At 65.1% G+C, this 2,313-nt stretch carries 4 protein-coding genes; 3 read left to right on the top strand and 1 reads right to left on the bottom strand.

Features of this window, described 5'->3' with window-relative positions:
* A partial coding sequence (locus MOV75_RS35050) for a TetR/AcrR family transcriptional regulator (RefSeq protein ID WP_247007634.1) occupies positions 1 to 390 on the bottom strand: 390 nt, incomplete at its 3' end.
* 97 nt (positions 391 to 487) lie between these two features.
* Between MOV75_RS35050 and MOV75_RS35045 the strand changes: the two genes are divergently transcribed.
* The 3 genes from MOV75_RS35045 (at position 488) to MOV75_RS35035 (ending at position 2,245) form a co-directional block, all read left to right on the top strand.
* A complete protein-coding gene (locus MOV75_RS35045) occupies positions 488 to 1,153 on the top strand; it encodes an O-methyltransferase (protein WP_247007633.1) in 666 nt (221 codons plus the stop codon).
* Between the two features lie 178 nt (positions 1,154 to 1,331).
* A complete protein-coding gene (locus MOV75_RS35040) occupies positions 1,332 to 1,676 on the top strand; it encodes a multidrug efflux SMR transporter (protein WP_246930986.1) in 345 nt (114 codons plus the stop codon).
* Positions 1,676 to 2,245, top strand: a complete 570-nt coding sequence (locus MOV75_RS35035; RefSeq protein ID WP_246930987.1) for a TetR family transcriptional regulator — start codon at positions 1,676 to 1,678, stop codon at positions 2,243 to 2,245. Before MOV75_RS35040 ends, MOV75_RS35035 begins: the two co-directional genes overlap by 1 nt.
* The last annotated feature ends 68 nt before the right edge of the window (positions 2,246 to 2,313 follow it).

Genomic DNA, 2,313 nt, shown 5'->3' with positions numbered 1-2,313 from the left:
GTCGCGATAGAGCGGTGCGGCATCGCTGAGCGCGACGCGAATTGCAGCCTCCTCGCACTCGGAGCGGATGAAGGCATGAACCAGCGCGCGTAGTCGCGTCGGCGGCGGCTTTGCCCGGTCTGCGAGGATGCCGCGCAGCAGTTCGCTGGTGCGCCGCCACTCGTCGCTCTGGAGACGAAACAGGATCGCGGCCTTGTTCGGAAAATATTGATAGAGCGACCCGACGCTTACTCCGGCCCGCTCCGCCACCCGCGCCGTGGTGAAACGCTGCGCGCCCTCCTTCGCCAGGACCTGAACAGCGGCATCGAGAATAGCCGTTACCAGGCCGGTGGAGCGGGCCTGTTGCGGCTGCTTTCGTGAGGAAATTGAACGGCTTCGACGCTCGGCCATGGCTCACCCTGGCAATGCGAATAGGCAATGCGACGAATTAATCGTATTTCACTCGGCGCGCAAGCATGCGTTCTTCGCCAACCTCTGGAGACCTCGAATGACCACCCCAACCATCACGTCGCTTGCGCCGCTATTGGATCGCCTGTTCGACGAAGCCGAGGCGGCAACGGGCGCAACGCGAGCGGCCGTCGCCGATTTGTCCGACGCAGACCGGGCGCGGATGATGCGGAGCAAGACCGATTACCGCGAGCTCTACGGACGTCTGAAGGATGCTCCCCTCGCGGTCTCGCGCGAGACGGGGACGCTGCTCTACATTCTGGCACGCAGCTCTGGCGCCCGGACGATCGTCGAGTTCGGCACATCGTTCGGCATCTCGACGCTGCACCTTGCCGCAGGCTTGCGTGACAATGGCGGCGGCCGCCTCATCACCAGCGAGTTCGAGCCGTCCAAGGCAGCGCGGGCCCGGAACAACCTCATCGCCGGCGGCTTGATCGATCTCGTCGAAATCCGCGAAGGCGACGCGCTGAAGACGCTTCTAGCCGATCTGCCCGATACGATCGATCTCGTGCTGCTCGACGGCGCCAAAGCGCTCTACCCGGATATCCTCGATCTGCTCGAGAGCCATCTCGGACCGGGCGCGATCATCGTCGCTGACAATGCCGACGACAGCCCGGACTATCTGGCGCGCGTTCGCAGGCCGGGAAGCGGCTACATGTCGACGCCCTTCACCGAAGATGTCGAACTTTCCGTGCGGATCAACTGACGCCGGTCGAACCGCGACGAAATCCCGAAGCCGCCGCGCGATTCATCACGCGGCGGCTTCATGCCTTGTTCCGCCAACGTCGCAGGCTCGTCACTCACATGTGATACCTGCTGCCGGCCAAAGCCAAGCGCCGCATGCTAAACATACCGCGTGGTATCTTTCTTGCCCTGGGCTGACCATGACCTCCGCCTTCAATGCCTACGCAGCGCTCGCCCTCGCCATCATCTTCGAGGTCACAGCATCGGCTTTCCTGCAGCAATCCGCGCAGTTCACCCGCCCGTGGCCAACGCTGGCCATGGTGCTGTTCTATGTCGCCTCGTTCTACGCGCTGTCGGTCGCGATCCGCGTCATCCCCTTGAGCATCGCCTATGCGATCTGGGGCGGGGTCGGCATCATCCTGACCGCCACCGTCTCTTTCGTGCTGTTCCGCCAGATGCTGGACGCCGCGGCCTTCGTCGGCATCGCGCTGATCGTGTCGGGGGTCGTGATCATCAACCTGTTCTCGCAGACCACGGCGCATTGATGCCGGAAAACCGCTACACCCGCGCCAAGCAGCCCGAGCAGGTCCGGCGCGCCCTGCTCGCCCAGGCCGCGGCAATCGCCATGGACCATGGCGTCGCCGGTGTCACGGTGCAGGCGGTCGCAGCGGCGGCCGGCGTCACCAAGGGCGGGCTGTTTCACCATTTCGGCAGCAAGCAGGCGCTGATCGAGGGCCTGTTTGCCGACCTCCTCGCCCGCGTCGATGCCGAAATCGATGCCGCAGTTGAAGCCGATCCGAAGCCACGCGGCAGCTTCACGCGGGCCTATGTGAATGCGGTGTTCACCGGCAAGGCGTTCGGCTTCGCGACCCCATGGGCGGCATTGAGCATGGTCGTCGTCACCGATCCGCCGCTGCGCCGGCTCTGGAACGACTGGATCAAGGCGCGCCTGAAGCGCCATCGCACGACCGACGGCGCGCCCGATCTGCAAATGGTGCGCCTGGCCGCCGACGGCGCCTGGCTCTCCTATGTCACGACGGGACAGACGCGCATGAGCGCCGAGCTACGCGCCGTGCACGCACGGCTTCTCGCGCAGACCTATCGACGCGGATAGCAGGAACCGGGCAGCCTACTGGCTCTGCACCGGCTTGGACGAACGCGGCGCGGATCGCGCGGGCTTCC

The sequence above is a fragment of the Bradyrhizobium sp. PRIMUS42 genome, assembly GCF_023006515.1.
Lineage (GTDB): Bacteria > Pseudomonadota > Alphaproteobacteria > Rhizobiales > Xanthobacteraceae > Bradyrhizobium.
The sequence above is the reverse complement of the archived record's forward strand: the minus strand, read 5'-3'. Positions and strand labels throughout refer to the sequence as shown.